This is a genomic window from Chromobacterium sp. (genome assembly GCF_041912965.1).
GTDB lineage: Bacteria > Pseudomonadota > Gammaproteobacteria > Burkholderiales > Chromobacteriaceae > Chromobacterium > Chromobacterium aquaticum.
Genome location: NZ_JAYSGF010000012.1, coordinates 83612 through 99121 on the forward strand (window position 1 = coordinate 83612; position 15510 = coordinate 99121).

15 protein-coding genes and 2 tRNA genes are annotated in these 15510 nt (G+C 65.1%); 11 read left to right on the forward strand and 6 right to left on the reverse strand.

Annotated elements, in window-relative coordinates; all coding sequences use genetic code 11:
- Positions 1–129: 129 nt before the first annotated feature.
- A complete protein-coding gene (recC, locus tag ACE3QM_RS08810) occupies positions 130–3336 on the forward strand; it encodes an exodeoxyribonuclease V subunit gamma (protein WP_374421430.1) in 3207 nt (1068 codons plus the stop codon).
- On the opposite strand, the gene ACE3QM_RS08815 is transcribed toward recC, so the two are convergent.
- From ACE3QM_RS08815 to ACE3QM_RS08840, 6 genes are all read right to left on the reverse strand, one after another.
- Entirely contained in the window at positions 3333–3677 is a 345-nt protein-coding gene (locus tag ACE3QM_RS08815) for a hypothetical protein (RefSeq protein ID WP_374421431.1), read from the reverse strand. The two genes, recC and ACE3QM_RS08815, sit on opposite strands and share 4 nt — an antisense overlap.
- Positions 3678–3785: 108 nt before the next feature.
- The gene (locus ACE3QM_RS08820) at positions 3786–4601 is read right to left on the reverse strand and encodes a substrate-binding periplasmic protein (RefSeq protein ID WP_374421432.1); all 816 of its coding nucleotides are present in this window, start codon (positions 4599–4601) and stop codon (positions 3786–3788) included.
- A gap of 60 nt (positions 4602–4661) precedes the next feature.
- On the reverse strand, positions 4662–5303 hold the full coding sequence (locus ACE3QM_RS08825; RefSeq protein ID WP_048408651.1) for a hypothetical protein: 642 nt from the start codon (positions 5301–5303) through the stop codon (positions 4662–4664).
- 132 nt (positions 5304–5435) lie between these two features.
- Positions 5436–5512, reverse strand: a tRNA-Met gene (locus ACE3QM_RS08830).
- A gap of 35 nt (positions 5513–5547) precedes the next feature.
- A tRNA-Met gene (locus tag ACE3QM_RS08835) sits at positions 5548–5624 on the reverse strand.
- Between the two features lie 85 nt (positions 5625–5709).
- Positions 5710–6861, reverse strand: coding sequence for a class I SAM-dependent methyltransferase (locus tag ACE3QM_RS08840; protein ID WP_374421433.1), 1152 nt, complete (start codon positions 6859–6861; stop codon positions 5710–5712).
- Between the two features lie 61 nt (positions 6862–6922).
- Between ACE3QM_RS08840 and ACE3QM_RS08845 the strand changes: the two genes are divergently transcribed.
- The 10 genes from ACE3QM_RS08845 to ACE3QM_RS08890 all read left to right on the forward strand — a co-directional run bounded on the left by ACE3QM_RS08845 (position 6923) and on the right by ACE3QM_RS08890 (position 15510).
- Positions 6923–7474, forward strand: coding sequence for a hypothetical protein (locus tag ACE3QM_RS08845; RefSeq protein ID WP_374421434.1), 552 nt, complete (start codon positions 6923–6925; stop codon positions 7472–7474).
- An 81-nt stretch (positions 7475–7555) separates the two neighbouring features.
- A complete protein-coding gene (locus tag ACE3QM_RS08850; protein ID WP_374421435.1) occupies positions 7556–8314 on the forward strand; it encodes a pteridine reductase in 759 nt (252 codons plus the stop codon).
- 101 nt (positions 8315–8415) lie between these two features.
- Entirely contained in the window at positions 8416–9393 is a 978-nt protein-coding gene (ttcA, locus tag ACE3QM_RS08855; RefSeq protein WP_048408655.1) for a tRNA 2-thiocytidine(32) synthetase TtcA, read from the forward strand.
- 46 nt (positions 9394–9439) lie between these two features.
- Positions 9440–10183, forward strand: a complete 744-nt coding sequence (locus ACE3QM_RS08860) for a polyamine aminopropyltransferase (RefSeq protein WP_048408704.1) — start codon at positions 9440–9442, stop codon at positions 10181–10183.
- Positions 10184–10495: 312 nt separating this feature from the next.
- A complete protein-coding gene (locus tag ACE3QM_RS08865; protein ID WP_048408705.1) occupies positions 10496–11800 on the forward strand; it encodes a nucleotide sugar dehydrogenase in 1305 nt (434 codons plus the stop codon).
- Positions 11801–11803: 3 nt separating this feature from the next.
- On the forward strand, positions 11804–12388 hold the full coding sequence (locus tag ACE3QM_RS08870) for a YdcF family protein (protein ID WP_231464250.1): 585 nt from the start codon (positions 11804–11806) through the stop codon (positions 12386–12388).
- Entirely contained in the window at positions 12385–13443 is a 1059-nt protein-coding gene (locus tag ACE3QM_RS08875; protein WP_048408657.1) for a Gfo/Idh/MocA family protein, read from the forward strand. The genes ACE3QM_RS08870 and ACE3QM_RS08875 overlap by 4 nt, the downstream gene beginning before the upstream one ends.
- 12 nt (positions 13444–13455) lie before the next feature.
- Positions 13456–13719 (forward strand): hypothetical protein, encoded by a 264-nt coding sequence (locus ACE3QM_RS08880; RefSeq protein WP_374421436.1) that lies wholly within the window; start codon positions 13456–13458, stop codon positions 13717–13719.
- Complete coding sequence (locus ACE3QM_RS08885; RefSeq protein ID WP_048408659.1) at positions 13716–14294, forward strand: acyltransferase; 579 nt, start codon at positions 13716–13718, stop codon at positions 14292–14294. Before ACE3QM_RS08880 ends, ACE3QM_RS08885 begins: the two co-directional genes overlap by 4 nt.
- 118 nt (positions 14295–14412) lie before the next feature.
- Complete coding sequence (locus tag ACE3QM_RS08890) at positions 14413–15510, forward strand: DegT/DnrJ/EryC1/StrS family aminotransferase (protein WP_374421437.1); 1098 nt, start codon at positions 14413–14415, stop codon at positions 15508–15510.

A 15510-nucleotide genomic window follows, 5' to 3' on the forward strand; every position in this document is an offset into this window, starting at 1 on the left:
TTCCTGGCGAAGAAACAAAGCGGCGCGGCCATCGGCTTGACGCGGCAGGATCTGCCGCGCGGCGTTGGCCGCCGCCGGCCGGCCACGGATGCTACACTTGGGCTGATTTCACCACCACCGATTTTTCGCATGCTGCTTCTTTACCAGTCCAACCGCTTGGAGCAACTGGGTCAGTTGTTTTGCGGCATGAGCCAGAGCCTGCCGCTGTCGGACCCGTTCGCGCCGGAAACCGTGATCGTGCAAAGTCGCGGCATGGGGCGTTGGATCACGTTGGATCTGGCGCGCAGCAATGGCGTCGCCGCCAATCTGGACTTTGTGCTGCCGGCCGCTTTCGCCTGGCGGCTGATGCAGCGGGTAATGCCGGAATTGCCGCGCAAATCCTCGTTCGCGCCGGAAGTGCTGAGCTGGCGGCTGATGGAACTGCTGCCGACCTTGCAGGGCGAGCCTTTTCTCGCCTTGTTGCGCTATCTGGAGGGCGGCGAGGCGGCCTGCTTCGAGCTGGCCGGCAAGGTGGCGGACATCTTTGACCAATACCTGGTGTTCCGGCCGGACTGGATCCGCGCCTGGGAGGCGGGCCAGCTGCTGGGCCTGGGCGACGACGAAGCCTGGCAGGCCGCGCTGTGGCGCCGTTTGGCGGCCAGCGATCCCAGCCGCCACCGCGTGCGCATGCTGGACGAGTTCTTCGCCGAGCTCAAATCCGAGCATCTGCCGGAACGGGTGACGCTGTTCGGCATCGCCAGCCTGGCGCCGATGTATCTGGCCCTGGTCAAGCGCCTGGCCCAGCTCACCGATGTCTGCCTGTTCACCCTCAACCCCTGCGAAGCGTACTGGGGTGACATCGTCGATGCGCGTCGCAAGCTCAAGCTGCAGCAGAAGGGGGATCTGTTCGCCACCGAGGGCCATCCCTTGCTGGCCTCGCTGGGCAAGCAGGGCCGCGACTTCTTCGAACTGATCGCGGAGGACAGCGAACTGGACGCGCGGCCGCTGTTCGCCGCGCCGAACGGAGACAGCCTGCTGGCGCGGCTGCAGCGCGACATCCTGCAGTTGAACGATCCCAAGGACGCGCCGCGGCCGCTGGCGCCCGGCGACGACTCGGTGCAGATCCACGCCGCTCACGGTCCGATGCGCGAGCTTGAGATACTGAAGGACCGGTTGCTGGCGATGTTCCGCGACGAGCCGGGCCTGAGCCCCGCCGACGTGGCGGTGCTGACCCCGGATATCAATAGCTACGCGCCCTATATCGATGCCGTGTTCGGCGCCCGCGCGCATGAGGACGCCGCGCCGGACATCCCCTACAGCATCGCCGACCGCCGCATCGTGCGCGAGGAACCGTTGCTGGCCAGTTATGCCGCGCTGCTGGATCTGGCGGACTCCCGCTTCGCCGCCGACCAGGTGCTGGCGCTGTTGGACGCGCCGGCCTTGCTGCGCCGTTTCGGCCTGGGCGACGCCGACGTGCCCTTCATCCAGCAATGGGTGCGGGAATCCGGCATCCGCTGGGGTCGCGACGCCGCGCACAAGGCGGCGCTGGGCCTGCCGGCCGATCCGTTGTTTACTTGGCGCTGGGGCCTGGACCGACTATTGCTGGGCGCGGTGCTGCCGCCGGCGCTGGCCGGCGACGACAGCGGCCTGTTCGCCGGCTTGCTGCCGCATGGCAGCGCCCAGGGCCAGTTGGCGGAGGCGCTGGGACGCTTCTCCGCCTGCTATCGCGAGCTGGAGCGCGTGGCCGAGGAATGGGCGCGGCCGGCGAGCCCGGCGCAGTGGGCTGAGCGTTTGCAGCAAGCTTGCGAGCGCCTGTTCGACGCCGACGCCGACGAGGAGAACGCGTTGGAGACGCTGCGCGCGGCCTTGGCGGAACTGGCGACGGACACTGAGCTGGCCGGTTTTGAACAGGCGCTGGGCCTGCCGGTGGTGCGCGATTGGCTGAAGCGCAAGCTGACCCAGTCCTCGCCGTTGGGCTTTCTCTCCGGCGGCGTTACCTTCTGCGCGATGGTGCCGATGCGTTCCATCCCTTTCCGGGTGCTGTGCCTGATCGGCATGAACGACGGGGCCTATCCGCGCGACGAGCGCCCGGTCAGCTTCGACCTGGTGGCGCGCCATCCGCGCCGCGGCGATCGTTCGCGCCGTTTCGACGACCGTTATCTATTCCTGGAAGCGATTCTGTCGGCGCGGGAAAAACTGTATCTGTCCTATGTCGGCCAGTCCGCCCGCAGCGGCGAGCCGCTGCCGCCGTCGCCGCTGATCGCCGAACTGCTGGATTGTTTCTCCTCCATGTGCGGGCAGGATCTGGCGCGGGAACTGACGGTGCGCCATCCGCTGCAGCCGTTCTCGCCCGCCGCTTACGATGGCGTGGACCCGCGGCTGGCCAGTTTCGAGCCCACTTTCGCCGCCGCGCTGGCTCAGCCCTTGACCGCGCCGCGCCCCTTCGCCGGTGAGCTGCCGTCGGCGGCGTTCAGCGGGGTGGTCAATCTGCATGATTTCATCCGCTTCTGGCGCAACCCGGTGCGCGCCTGGCTGGCGGACCGGCTGGCGATACGGCTGTTTGGCGGCGAAGATGAATTGCCGGTGCGCGAGCCGTTCGCGCTGGATGGCGACGCCAGCCGCGCGGTGCGCGCGCAATTGGTGGAAGCGATGCTGCACCGTCGTCCGCAAGCGCCGGTGCGCGAGCGCGTCGCCGCCGCCGGCCTGCTGCCGCCGGCGGCGCTGGGCCAGGCCTGGCTGGTGGAGGAGGCGCGCTCCAGCGTCAGGCTGGCGGCGCGGCTGCCGGCCGCGTTGACCGAGGACACGCTGCCGCCGCAGCCGCTGCATCTGAGCATAGGCGGCTGCACCGTGGTGGGCGAGTTGACCGGCTTGCGGCCGGAGGGGCAGCTCAGCTTCGTCGTCGGCAAGATCAATGCCGCCCAGCGCGTGGCGCTGTGGCTCAGCCACCTGCTGCTGTGCGCGGCGCGGCCGGCGGGCGTGGCCTGCCGTACCGCCTGCTATGACGACGCCGGCGGCTTGCAACTGGAAGACGAGCCGGGCGCGCTGGCCTTGCTGGAGCCGTGGCTGGCGCGCTGGCGCCAGGGCCAGGATCAGCCGCTGCCCTGGTTCGGCCGTACCGGCTGGGCCTATGCCGAGGCGCTGGCGGCGGAGCCGGAGCGGCGCGACAAGGCGATGCTGAAAGCGCTGGAAAAATGGGAGCCGGGCTTTGTCCGCGAGGGCAGCGTCGCGCAGAAGGACGAGGCGGCGATCGCGCTGGCCTTTCGCAATCAAGCGCCGCTGCAAGACCCGCTGTTCGCGCAATTGGCCGAAACCCTGCTGCTGCCGCTGGCGGAACGGCTGCTCGACGCCGACGGCTAGCCGCGGCAGGACTTCTTGGCGTTCTCCATGCGCTGGTCCAAGGCCTTGTCTATGGCCTTGCCGCGCGGGCCGTGTTGTTCGCCGCGCGTCATCTCGGCCATCATGCCGTCGTAATCGGCTTGCGGCACCTGATCCCAGTATTTCTTGCTGACGCAGCCGCAATACGCCGGCTGCTTGCTCTTGTCCTTGGGCGCGTAAGGGTCCATTCCTTTTTGCGACATCATGCCGGCCAGTTGCACGCAGGCTTGGGTGTTGGCTGCCAGCATCTGGCTGGGCACATTGGCGGCGACGGCGCCGCCGCACAAGGCGGCCAGCAGCGCGCCGATCAGGCGGTTTTGCATGGGGAATCCTTTGTCGAAATGAGGGTGCGGCTGAACGAAAGGGATGAATGCATGTTTTTGTGCGCGCCACTATGCCATGAGGAAGCGGACGCAGGCAATGAGAGCGCGCTACTCCGGAAACGGCGCGTCGAAGTGCCGCTGGTAGAGTTCGGCGATGGTGCCGTCCTGCTTCATGCCGCGCAGCGCCTGCTCGAAAGCCGTTACCACTGATGCCGGTACGCCGGCCTTGCTGAAGGCGAAATAGGCTTCGCCGACGCGCCAGACCGGCGGCAGCGGCAGGATGGCGGGTTCGCCGGGCTGGGCGAGCAGGGCGGCTCGCATCGCCGTGGAATTGGCCAGCAGCAGGTCGATGCGCTTGGCGCGCAGTTTCTGAATATTCGTGCTCAGCGTGGGAGCCTGATCCAGCGTCACCGTGGCCGGCGGATGTTGCAGCCAGGCGTCGAGCTCGCCGCCGAAGCTGTCGCCGCGATTGATGCCCAGCGTGAGCGCGCCGAGCTTGGCCAGGTCCTCGGGTCGGTGCACCGGCCAGCGCGCCTGTTGTTCGCGCAGCGCCCACAGCCGCACCGTGGCCGGGTTGTAGGCCGGAACGAATAGCGCGTATCGCTCGCGTTCCGGTGTCTTCAGCGCTCCCATCGCCACATCGACCAGGCCGGTTCTCAAGCGCAGCAAGGTGCGCGGCCATGGCATTTGCTGATAGTGCAGCTGGCAGCCGGCGCGGCGCGCGGCTTCGTTCAGCACCGCCACCGAATACCCCTCCAGTTGCTGGCGCGCGGACAGGTAATGATAGGGAGGCCAGTTGTCCCAGCCGACGCTGAGCGCTCGGGCGCAAGGCTCGGCGGCCAAGGCGGGCGTGGCGAAGCAGAGCGCGGCGCTGCAGGCCAGGAGCCGGAGGGCGCGGGCAAGTGCTGGAGGCAAGCTGCGCATGAAGGGCTCCCGGGTCGCGATGCTTCACTATAGGCGGGCAGGAGCTCGCCCCGGGCGGCTTCAGCGTTTGAACAGGCCGGGCAGATAGCCGACGACCAGCGGCGTTTTCTCATAACTGGCGCCGCTGCCGCGCTGACCGGCGACGACGGCGCCGGCGGCGTCGACCGACAGGCCGTACTTGGGATTGGGGTTGCACATATTGTCGTCGCCGCGGCTGTCCAGCACGCTGCGCTGCTTGGCGATGCAATGGCGCAGCAATTGCGGTCGCCAGAGCCGGGTGCTGCGCTGCGCGGCGGCGATATAGGCGGCGCGGTCCAGCGCGCCGCTGCGATATTGTTGCGCCAGCAGGCCGTAATCGTCGGCCAGGGCCGACAGCACCTTGAGCTGTTCGCCCAGCGCTTGCAGCTCGGCCGCGTTGAGGTCTTCCTTGCGCGCCATGCACAGGCCGCGCCCGAGGGCACTCTTGCCGGGTTTCCACGGTGAGCACTCCAGCAAGCGGGTCTGCTCGATCTGCCAGGTGTGGATTTCTCCTTTGTCATTCAGCGGCACCCAATCCAGCATATCGGCTTTGAGCTGTGCCAATTCGGCGTCCAGATAGGCGGCGCTCAATTTCTTGGGGTCGGGTTGGACGGGGGCGGTCTGGCAGGCGCTGAGCAAGACGCTGCCCAACAAGGCGGCGAACAGGGGGCGGGTCAATGGCATGGATGCAATCCGGCGGGTCATAGAGAATGAGCGCGATTATGCCATCGAGGATGCGGGAGTCTGAAACGGGATGAAGACGCCGGGCGGCGCGGAAACGAAAAAAGGTCAGATTGCTCTGACCTTTTTTCATATTGGTGGCGAATCAGGGACTCGAACCCCGGACCTGCGGATTATGATTCCGTCGCTCTAACCGACTGAGCTAATTCGCCGTGAAGACTTGTCGAAAACAATTCTTCGCAAACTGTGGTGGCGAATCAGGGACTCGAACCCCGGACCTGCGGATTATGATTCCGTCGCTCTAACCGACTGAGCTAATTCGCCACGTTTTTCGATGCACGAGTGCACCGAGACGCGAAATATACGCAGCCGAAAGCCGGCTGTCAACAAGATTCTCGCGGTGCTTAGCTTACAAGGTATAGCAGCGATCGCCGCGCAGGAAACCGCTCCAGTCTATGCTAACGTTTTTGCCAAAGCCTATGGCCTTGAATAACTCGCCCATTTCCGACGGCGACAGAAGCTTCTGCACCGCGGCGGCGTGCGGCAGATAACCGGCGGCATCCGCCGGGTCCAGTTGCTCCAGCAATTGGGTGATGCCGGCGTTGATCAGGAACTGGGCCTGGGTGGTGTAGCCGATCAAGTCCAGGCCGGCGTCTATGCCGGCCTGGGCCGCCGCGCTGAAATCGACGTGGCAGGTCAGGTCCATCAGGCCGGGCAGGAAGAAGGGATCGTCCACGGTGTGGTGGCGGTAATGACCGATCAGCGTGCCCATATGGCGCTGCGGGTGATAGTACTCGGCGGCGGGGAAGCCGTAGTCCAGCAGCAGGATGGCGCCGCGCTCCAGCTTTTGCGCCAGGGTATGAAGGAAGCCGATATTGGCCGGGCTGATTTCGGAAACATAGTCGTCGTGCCGCGGCTGGATGGCCCGGGCCAGTTGCAGCAGCTGCGGATCCTGGATGGGACGGTCTTCCCAGACGAAGCGCTCGCCGTCCAGCGCCACGCCGCGCTGTTGCGCCTCGGGGCTCCAGCGGATCAGCTCGCAGGGCATGGCGTCCAGCACTTCATTGCCGATGATCACGCCGTCCAGCCGCTCCGGCAGCTGGCTCAGCCACTGCACGCGATCGGCCAGCTGCGGCAGCGCCTGGCGGATATTGTGTTGCTGGCGCTCGATCAGGTCCGGCGACAGATCGACGATGCAATAGCGTTCCGGCAGCGCGTCCAGCGTTTGCAATTCGCCGAGGATGTCGATCGCCAGCTTGCCGGTGCCGGCGCCGAATTCATAGATCACATTGGCGGTTTGCGGCAGCAGCTCCGCCAACTGGCGCGCCAGCGCGCGGCCGAACAGCGCGCTCATTTCCGGCGCGGTGGTGAAGTCGCCGGCCGCGCCCAGCTTGTGGCTGCCGGCGGCGTAGTAGCCGAGGCCGGGCGCGTACAGCGCCAGTTCCATGTAGCGGGAAAACGGAATCCAGCCGCCTTGTTGGCGGACTTCCGCCTGGATGGCGTGGACTAGGCTTTGGCTGGTGGCCAGCGCGTCGGCGCTGGCGGCGGGTAAGGTGGTCATGGCGGTCATCCTGCTACAATGTGGCGCGATTGTGGTGGAAACTGGCGGACAGGAGAAGAGGGTGGGTCCATTTTATCGTTGGATGACGGGCTGTGCGGGCGGCTTGTTGGTCGCCCAGGCTTTGGCGGCGGCGCCGCAGTGGGTGGTGTCGAAACCGTTTCCGGACAATCCTTTGCAAGTGGCCAGCCTGGACGGCGAGGCGTCGGTGGGGCGCAGCCGTTTCCCGGCGCGGCTGGAGCTGGCCTGCCGGGCGGACAGTCCGCCCTTGCGGCTGTCGCTGCGTCTGTCCGATCAACTGGGCGGTTGGGACGTGCGCCCGTTCGAGGGGCCGGGCGGCCTGGGCGAGCGTCGCAAGCTCAAGCTGAACATGACGGGCTTGCGCCGCGGCGTGGACAGCCATTTCGCCGGCTGGTACGAGGCGAGCGGCCGCTTCGTGTTCGAGTGGTCGTCGCGGGGCGAATTCTTCGCCTGGCAGTCCGCCACGCACAAGGAACTGCTGGTGACGATAGACGGCGCCAGCCGCAAGCACGGCAAGCTGGTGGCGCGTTTCGCCTTGCCGCCGTCCAACCAGGCGGCCTTGGCGGTGGCCCAGCCGTGCATGGGCAAGAAATAGAGATTGCGGCTGGCGTCATCGCGACGCAACGCGTGTGTGGGAGCCTGCGGCGGCGGGCGGAGAGTCAGAGGAGCGGAAATGGTGGAGCGGGAGATAAGCGGCGAGCAGCGAGTGGTATTGATCAGCGGCGCGGCGCGGCGGGTAGGCGCGGGCATCGCTCGCCATTTGCACGCGCGCGGGGTCCGGCTGGTGCTGCATTATCGCGGTTCGCGCGCGGCGGCGGAGGCCTTGGCGGCGGAGTTGAACGCGGCGCGGCCGGATTCGGCGCGGCTGGTGCAGGCGGATTTGCTGGACACGGCGGCCTTGCCGGCGCTGGCGGCGCAGGCGGTGGCGGCTTTCGGCCGGCTGGACGGCCTGGTCAACAACGCGTCCAGCTTCTTTCCCACCGAGCTGGGCAGCATAGACGAGGCGGCCTGGCATGACTTGATGGGCAGCAATCTGAAGGCGCCGCTATTCCTGGCGCAGGCGTTGGCGCCGGAGCTGAGCCGGCGGCGCGGCGCCATCGTCGGCATTTCCGACATCCACGTGGATAGGCCGATGGCGCGCCATGTGGTGTACAACCTGGCCAAGGCCGGCCACGCGCAGCTGATCCGCAGCCTGGCGATAGAGCTGGCACCGGCGGTGCGCGTCAACGGCGTGGCGCCGGGCGTGAACCTGTGGCCGGAAGACGAACTCTCCTTCGACGCCGCGGCGCGTCAGGCGATAGAGGCCAGCATTCCCTTGCGCCGCGCCGGGGTGCCGGAGGACATCGCCCAGGCGGTGGCTTTCCTGCTGCTGGACGCCGGCTATGTGACCGGCCAGATTCTGGCGGTGGACGGCGGCCGCAGCGTGGTGCTGTAGACACGGAAGGGGCGGCTGCGCGCGGCTCTTGTTCGCCGGCGTGGATTTCGTCGCGGAAAAAAAGTAAAATCGCCTGTTTTTCAATTTCTTAGCCGTACTCCATGTCCGAAGCAAGCAGCGTCCTCGACGACAAGGCCAAAAAGGCCGTGTTTGAAGGCAATAAACTGGCCAAGCGCCTGCGCCACCATGTGGGTGACGCCATCAATGACTTCAATATGATAGAAGAGGGCGACCGCGTGATGGTCTGCCTGTCCGGCGGCAAGGACAGCTATACCTTGCTGGACATCCTGCGCGGCCTGCAGAAGTCCGCGCCTATCGATTTCTCCATCGTGGCGGTCAATCTGGACCAGAAGCAGCCGGGCTTTCCCGAGCATGTGTTGCCGGAATACCTGGATTCCATCGGCGTGGAGTACCGCATCGTCGAGGAAGACACCTATTCCATCGTCAAGCGGCTGGTGCCGGAAGGCAAGACCACTTGCAGTCTGTGTTCGCGGCTGCGTCGCGGCATTCTTTATCGCGTGGCCGATGAGCTGGGCGCGACCAAGATCGCGCTGGGCCACCACCGCGACGATATCCTGCACACCCTGTTCCTGAATATGTTCTACGGCGGCAAGCTGAAATCGATGCCGCCCAAGCTGGTGTCCGACGACGGCCGTCACATGGTGATCCGCCCGCTGGCCTATTGCCGCGAGAAGGACATCGAACGCTACGCCGCGCTGCGCGAATTCCCCATCATCCCGTGCAATCTGTGCGGCTCGCAGCCCAATCTGCAGCGTCAGGTGGTCAAGGAAATGGTCAACGACTGGGACCGCCGCTTCCCCGGCCGGCTGGAGAGCATGTTCCGCGCCTTGCAGAACGTGGTGCCGTCCCACCTGGCCGATACCGGGCTGTTCGATTTCGCCGGTCTGAAGACCGGCGACGCGCCGTTCGAGGGCGGCGACACCGCTTTCGACAAGGAAGAATTCCGCGATCCGCCGCCGCCGCAGGACGACGAGACCGAGGCCGCGCCGAAGAAGCGCACCATCAGCATTCTGGATTCGCGCAAGCCGGCGGACGAGGGTTCGGGCTGTGGCGCGTAGGGCCTTGCATCCGTTCCGCCGCCGCGTGCGTGCCGCGGTGGAGGAAATGCCGGAGGTGGAGATCTCGGAAGAGGGCAATATCCGTTCGCTGCATCTGGGCTCGGAAACGATACAGAGCTCGATGGACCTGGATGAGCCGGCCGATCTGGTGCTCAGCTATAGTCGGGCGATGATGGGCTTTCTGCTGTGGAACGACGCGCCGCAGCACATCCTGCAGATCGGCCTGGGCGGCGGCTCCTTCGCCCGTTTCATCGATGAATACCTGCCGGACGCGGTCAGCGTCGCGGTGGACATCAATCCGCAGGTGATCGCGGTGGCGCGCGCCTTTTTCCAGCTGCCGGAGGAGGGCGATTTCTTCGAGATCGTCGAAGCCGACGGCGCCGATTACGTGAAGATTTTCCGTGGCTCCACCGACGCCATCCTGGTGGATGGTTTCGACGGCCTGCAGATCGTCGACGCGCTGACCACCGAGGATTTCTTCGAGGACTGCAAGCGCGCGCTCAGCCCCAAGGGGGTGTTCGTCACCAACTGGTGGAGCGGGGACAAACGCTATCAGTCCTTCATCGAGCGTTTGTTGAACGTGTTCGAGGGCCGGGTGCTGGAACTGCCGGCGGCCAGTCACGGCAATGTGGCGGTGATGGCTTTCCGTCAGAGCCCGACGCTGACGCAGTGGGAGGCCTTGAAGAAACGCGCCGATGAGCTGGAGGGCCGCTTTGGCCTGGAATTCGTCGATTTCGTCAGCCGTTTGAAAATGACCAACCAGCACACTGCGGGGCATTTACTGGTCTGAAGCGGCGCGTCAACGTACATTTGCTTACCCAATGACGCGCGGGAAGAGGCGTATAATGCCGGCATTGTGGCCATGCCGGCTTGAGGCGGATGGCGCGCTGCGCGAAACGAGTCCGGATAAGCGGATTCTGAGGCAGATCAGTACGGACAGAAACGGAAGGCGGCAAGCTGGCTTGCCGTTGCATGAACTTTATGGCGGTGGACCGGACAGTTTAGGACAGGCGCGGCGCGGGCGGTTTCGCTTCCGCGCCGCTTGTCGTCAATGTCGGGTCCGCCGCTATCGTATTTACATACTGTTGGGACTTACACCGTGATCAAGCAGCAATTGCTCAATCGGATTGCAGATAAATCCGCCGTCATCGGCATCGTTGGCCTAGGCTATGTGGGCCTGCCACTGATGCTGCGCTTCGCCGAAGTCGGTTACAAAGTACTGGGCTTCGATATCGACCAGTCCAAGGTGGATGCCTTGATGGCCGGTCAAAGCTATATCGAGCATATCTCCGCCGACAGCATCGCCACCGCGCTGGAGCGCGGCTTCGAGGCCACCACCGACTTCAGCCGCGTGCCGGAAGCCGATACCCTGATCCTGTGCGTGCCGACGCCGCTGAACAAATACCGCGAGCCGGACCTGTCCTTCGTGCTGGACACCATGGACAGCCTGGTGCCCTATCTGCGCGAAGGCCAGCTGGTGTCGCTGGAGTCCACCACCTATCCGGGCACCACCGACGAAGAACTGCTGCCGCGCATGGAATCGCGCGGCCTGAAGGTGGGCGACAATGCCTTCCTGGTGTTCTCGCCGGAGCGCGAGGACCCGGGTAATCCGAACTTCACCACTCGCACCATTCCCAAGGTCTGCGGCGGCGTGACCCCGGCCTGCCAGGAAATCGGCGTGGCGCTGTATAGCGCGGTGATCGACAAGGTGGTGCCGGTGTCCTCCACCCGCGCCGCGGAAATGACCAAGCTTTTGGAAAACATCCACCGCGCGGTGAATATCGGCCTGGTCAACGAGATGAAGATCGTCGCCGACAAGATGGGCATCGACATCCATGAAGTGATCCGCGCCGCGGCGACCAAGCCTTTCGGCTTCGTGCCCTACTATCCGGGCCCGGGCCTGGGCGGCCACTGCATTCCGATCGACCCGTTCTACCTGACCTGGAAAGCGCGTGAATACGGCGTCAACACCCGTTTCATCGAACTGGCCGGCGAAGTGAACAGCAATATGCCGGACTACGTGGTGTCCAAAGTGGCGGCCGCGTTGAACCAGCGCAAGAAGGCGATCAACGGCAGCCGCGTGCTGGTGCTGGGCATCGCTTACAAGAAGAACGTGGACGATATGCGCGAAAGCCCGTCGGTGTTCCTGATGGAGAAGCTGCGCGATCTGGGCGCGGAAGTGGCTTACAGCGATCCGCACGTGCCGGTGTTCCCCAAGATGCGCGAGCATCGTTTCGAGCTGTCCAGCGTGGCGCTGAGCAATGAAGCCATCGCCGGCTACGACTGCGTGTTGCTGGCCACCGACCACGACAAGTTCGACTATGCGCAGATCAAGGCGCATGCGCAGCTGGTGGTGGACAGCCGCGGCAAGTATCTGGAACCGGCCGCCAACATCGTCAAGGCCTGATCCATGTGGCGACGCTATCCGCGTTTGGGCGCGGCCCTGGCCTGGCTGGGGCTGGCCGCGCTGCTGGCCGGCGTCGTCGCGTTGCCGTTGCTGCGCTATTCCAAGAACTGGCTGCCGGTGGACGCGCCGCTGGCCAAGGCGGACTGGATCGTGGTGCTGGGCGGCGAGAGCGGCCAGCGCGTGATCGGCGCCGCCGAACTGTATCATCGCGGCGTGGCGCCGCGGGTCTTCGTCAGCGGCGAGGGCGATTGCAAGCTGATCGTCAACCGGCTGGTGATGGCCGGCGTGCCGGCGCCGCGCATCGCTTATGAATGCGTGTCGCGCAATACCTTCCAGAACGCCGAGCAGACCCGGGTCTCGCTGCAGGCGTTCCAACCCAAGCGGGCGCTGCTGGTGACCTCCTGGTACCATTCCGCGCGCGCCTTGACCACTTTCCGCCAGGTGTGGCCGGAAGTGGACTGGGGCATGCATTTCGTCTATCCCGGCAATGATCTGTACCATACGCTGGCCGTCAACGAAGCCGGCGCGGTGCTGTCCGAATATGTGAAGACACTGGTGTATTCAGTGCGTTACTGGACTTTCAAATGATAGTTACCCCTCCGATTACCGATCGCAAGATCCGCTTTGCGCTGGTGGGCTGCGGCCGCATCGCCAACAATCATTTCGGCGCGCTGGAGCAGCATGCCGAGCGCGCTGAACTGGTGGACGTCTGCGACATCGACCCGGCCGCCTTGCAAGCCGCGGTGGAGCGCACCGGCGCGCGTGGCCATGCCAGCCTGGGCGAGCTGCTGGCGCAGACCGACGCCGATATCGTGATTTTGACCACGCCTTCCGGCCTGCACCCGAGTCAGAGCATCGCCTGCTCGGAAGCGGGTTTCCATGTGATGACGGAAAAACCGATGGCCACGCGCTGGGAAGACGGCCTGGAGATGGTGAAGGCCGCCGACCGCGCCAACAAGCATCTGTTCGTGGTCAAGCAAAACCGTCGCAACGCCACCTTGCAGCTCTTGAAGCGGGCGATGCAGGAGAAGCGCTTCGGTCGCGTCTACATGGTCAACGTCAATGTGTTCTGGACCCGGCCGCAGGAGTATTACGACGCGGCCGGCTGGCGCGGCACCTGGGAGTTCGACGGCGGCGCCTTCATGAACCAGGCCAGCCACTATGTCGATCTGCTGGACTGGCTGATCGGCCCGGTGGAAAGCGTGCAAGCCTACACCGCCACCTTGGCCCGCAATATCGAGGTGGAAGACACCGGCACGGTCAGCGTCAAATGGCGCAGCGGCGCGCTGGGCAGCATGAACGTGACCATGCTGACCTACCCGAAGAACCTGGAAGGCAGCATCACCATCCTGGGCGAGAAGGGCTCGGTGCGCGTGGGAGGCATGGCGGTCAACGAGATCCAGCACTGGGAATTTTCCGAGCCGCACGCGATGGACGAAGACATCAAGCAAGCCAGCTACGCGACCACCAGCGTTTACGGCTTCGGCCATCCCTTGTACTACGACAATGTGATCAAGACCATGCGCGGCGAAGCCACGCCGGAGACCGATGGTCGCGAAGGGCTGAAGTCGCTGGAGCTGCTGATCGCGATGTATCTGTCCGCGCGCGATGGCCGCCGTGTCAGCCTGCCTTTGGATTATTGAGGCCAAGGCATGATGCGGAAGGTTCTGGATGGCGCGTTGTGGGGCTTGGGGTTCTGGCTGGTCGGTGGCGGCTTGATGCTGATGTTTTCGGCTTTCAACAGCCATCGGCAGGTGGAGCGCGAGTCCGACGCCCGCGCGGCTCAATCCGGCCGCGTGGAAGATCAATGGTCGCGCAGCGAGAAATTATTGGCTCGCCAGGAGCGGTCCATGGCGCGCTCCGAGCAACAACTAAGCCGCCTGGATAAAATTTTGGATAAATGGGAGCGGCAAAAATGAGCCAGGTTCACATCCACCCCAGCGCCATCGTCGACGAAGGCGCAGAGATCGGCGAGAACACCCGCGTCTGGCACTGGGTCCATATTTGCGGCGGCGCGCAGATCGGCGCCGGCTGTTCCTTCGGCCAGAACGTGTTCGTCGGCAACGACGTGCTGATCGGCGACAACGTCAAGGTGCAGAACAATGTGTCCATCTACGACGCGGTGACGCTGGAGGACGATGTGTTCTGCGGCCCGTCCATGGTGTTCACCAATGTCAACAATCCGCGCAGTCATGTCGCGCGCAAGAATGAGTACCGCCGCACCCTGGTGAAGCAGGGCGCGTCCATCGGCGCCAATGCCACCGTGGTGTGCGGCCACACCATAGGCGAGTACGCGTTTATCGGCGCCGGCGCGGTGGTGACCCGCGATGTGCCGGCTTATGCGCTGATGGTGGGCACGCCGGCCAAGCGCATCGGCTGGATGTGTTCCTGCGGCGAACGGCTGGCCAACGACATCGGCACCCATAGCTGTCCGGCCTGCGCCAAGCATTACGAGGTGGGCGGCAATCATTGCTCGCCGCTCAAGCACGACTGACAAGCATCCCTGATGCGGCCTTGCGCCGACGGGCCTTGCCTCAGGGCGCTTCTCAGTCGTTCTGCGTGTCGCCCTATAGGCGATATCTTTCAAAAATTGATTTGGGGTTGATCCTCTTATGTCCATCCAGTTCATTGATCTGAAAGCGCAATACCAGCATCTGAAAGCCGATATCGACGCCCGCATCCACGCGGTGCTGGACCACGGCCAGTACATCATGGGGCCGGAAGTGAAGGAGGTGGAGCAGGGGCTGGCGGAATACACCGGCGCCAAGCACGCCATCGGCGTCTGCGACGGCACCAAGGCGTTGTTGATCGCGATGATGGCTCTGGACATCGGCCCCGGCGACGAGGTGATCACCACCCCGTTCACCTTCATCGCCACCGGCGAGATGATCGCCTTGCTGGGCGCCAAGCCGGTGTTCGTCGACATCGATCCCATCAGCTACAACCTGGATCCGGCGCTGCTGGAAGCGGCGATCACGCCGCGCACCCACGCCATCATGCCGGTGAGCCTGTACGGCCAGTGCGCCGACTTCGACGCCATCAACGCCATCGCCGCCAAGCACGGCATCGCGGTGATCGAGGACGGCGCGCAGAGCTTTGGCGCCGGCCAGCGCGGCAAGAAGTCCGGCAATCTGTCCACCATAGGCTGCACCAGCTTCTTCCCGAGCAAGCCCCTGGGCTGCTACGGCGACGGCGGTGCCTGCTTCACCAATGACGACGCGCTGGCCAAGAAAATGCGCGAGATCCGCGTGCATGGCCAGGACCGCCGCTATCACCACCCCATCATCGGCCTCAACGGCCGCTTGGATACCATACAGGCCGCTGTGCTGCTGGCCAAACTGCCGAGCTTCGCCGACGAAGTGGCGGCGCGCGAGCGCATAGGCGCGCGCTACAGCGCGCTGCTGCGCGAGGTGGCGCGGGTGCCGGTGATCGCCGAGGGCAATAGCCATGTCTACGCGCAGTACACCATCGAGGTGGACGATCGCGAGGCGGTACAGGCCAAGCTGAAGGAACTGGGCGTGCCCACCGCGGTGCATTACCCGATTCCGCTGCATCTGCAGCCGGCCTTCGCCCACCTGAACCTGCCCGAGGGCAGCTTCCCGCTGTCCGAGGCCGCCGGCCGCCGCGTGATGAGCCTGCCGATGCATCCCTTCCTGGACGAGGCGACGCAAGACGCCATCGTCGCCGCGGTCAAGCAGGCGCTGGCCTGA

Bases quoted from the DNA above. Each gene is read 5' to 3' on its own strand.
- recC (WP_374421430.1), top strand. From the start codon at position 130: ATGCTGCTTCTTTACCAGTCCAACCGCTTGGAGCAACTGGGTCAGTTG.
- ACE3QM_RS08815 (WP_374421431.1), bottom strand. From the start codon at position 3,677: ATGCAAAACCGCCTGATCGGCGCGCTGCTGGCCGCCTTGTGCGGCGGC.
- ACE3QM_RS08820 (WP_374421432.1), bottom strand. From the start codon at position 4,601: ATGCGCAGCTTGCCTCCAGCACTTGCCCGCGCCCTCCGGCTCCTGGCC.
- ACE3QM_RS08825 (WP_048408651.1), bottom strand. From the start codon at position 5,303: ATGCCATTGACCCGCCCCCTGTTCGCCGCCTTGTTGGGCAGCGTCTTG.
- ACE3QM_RS08840 (WP_374421433.1), bottom strand. From the start codon at position 6,861: ATGACCACCTTACCCGCCGCCAGCGCCGACGCGCTGGCCACCAGCCAA.
- ttcA (WP_048408655.1), top strand. From the start codon at position 8,416: ATGTCCGAAGCAAGCAGCGTCCTCGACGACAAGGCCAAAAAGGCCGTG.
- ACE3QM_RS08860 (WP_048408704.1), top strand. From the start codon at position 9,440: ATGCCGGAGGTGGAGATCTCGGAAGAGGGCAATATCCGTTCGCTGCAT.
- ACE3QM_RS08870 (WP_231464250.1), top strand. From the start codon at position 11,804: ATGTGGCGACGCTATCCGCGTTTGGGCGCGGCCCTGGCCTGGCTGGGG.
- ACE3QM_RS08875 (WP_048408657.1), top strand. From the start codon at position 12,385: ATGATAGTTACCCCTCCGATTACCGATCGCAAGATCCGCTTTGCGCTG.
- ACE3QM_RS08880 (WP_374421436.1), top strand. From the start codon at position 13,456: ATGCGGAAGGTTCTGGATGGCGCGTTGTGGGGCTTGGGGTTCTGGCTG.
- ACE3QM_RS08885 (WP_048408659.1), top strand. From the start codon at position 13,716: ATGAGCCAGGTTCACATCCACCCCAGCGCCATCGTCGACGAAGGCGCA.
- ACE3QM_RS08890 (WP_374421437.1), top strand. From the start codon at position 14,413: ATGTCCATCCAGTTCATTGATCTGAAAGCGCAATACCAGCATCTGAAA.